Raw genomic sequence first — 920 nt, 5'->3', positions numbered from 1 at the left:
TCATGGCATGAGGGCCAGCTACGGGCCGATGTTGGCCAGTATGCCGACGCTATCCGGCTTTTCCAAATGGGAAGGCATCCCGCAGCCGACGATGCGAAGTGGGGATGGAACCTCTACGTGGACGGAAGCATCGCTTTCCTTCGAGGAGATCGCCGGAAACTGGAAGCTGCTCGTGCGAACCTCTCAGCTCTGCCTCGCCCGGCCGAGCTTAAGGACGCGGTCGGCCCGGACGGCAAACCAAGAGCGGTTCGCTGGCCGATGAACATTCGCGTTCTCGACGGCTTCCTCCGTTGCTGGGGGCAGAGCTACAAGGCAGCATATCGCTGTCCCGTGCCGACTCCCTGATGCGAGAAGGCGCACTCCGCTGCCGCATGTCGCGATGCGGTTGCTATCGGATATAGGAAGGAATCGAAACGCTTTTTTCACCAAGTGATTGCAAAAGCGCAGAAAAAGACCACAGCTATGAAAGTCCGAGATGTACACGGTGACCATCGAACCCGGGCATAATTTGATGCGGATCGAAGTCGTCGGCTTTTGGTCCGTTTCGATCATACCCGACTATGTTGCTGAGCTGACACGCCAGATCGGCGCTTTAGAGTCTTCTGGCGGCTGCCAGCGCATCTTGGTCGACATGACCAATTATCCGATCCAGGCTCAAGCCGTTGCAAAGGCGCACGCTAGAATCATTGATTATGGTCGCAACGACCTGAAGGCGTTAACCGCCGTCGTCATGACGAGTGAGCTATCGAAACTTCAAGCCAAGCGAATGGCAAATCTTGCGGGCCATGAGCTCTTTGATAACGAGGAGAGCGCCCGTGGGTGGCTCCTCGCTGCGTAGCCGCAAAGTATGACTGAGAGCGCCGGTTTGGTTTGGAAACTCACCTGATGCAGCCACTACTGTGAATTTCGGCTTTCCACCA

Annotated in this window: 1 protein-coding gene and 1 pseudogene; both read left to right on the top strand. The window is 56.5% G+C overall.

Features of this window, described 5'->3' with window-relative positions:
- A pseudogene (locus NV401_RS18750) lies at positions 1–345 on the top strand (hypothetical protein); the annotation flags it as partial.
- A gap of 139 nt (positions 346–484) precedes the next feature.
- Positions 485–838, top strand: a complete 354-nt coding sequence (locus NV401_RS18745) for a hypothetical protein (RefSeq protein WP_261295977.1) — start codon at positions 485–487, stop codon at positions 836–838.
- Positions 839–920 lie beyond the last annotated feature (82 nt).

This window comes from Sphingomonas hylomeconis (assembly GCF_025370105.1).
Classification (GTDB): Bacteria; Pseudomonadota; Alphaproteobacteria; order Sphingomonadales; family Sphingomonadaceae; genus Sphingomonas; species Sphingomonas hylomeconis.
Note: the sequence above shows the minus strand (reverse complement) of the source record. Positions and strands in the feature narration are given on the sequence as shown.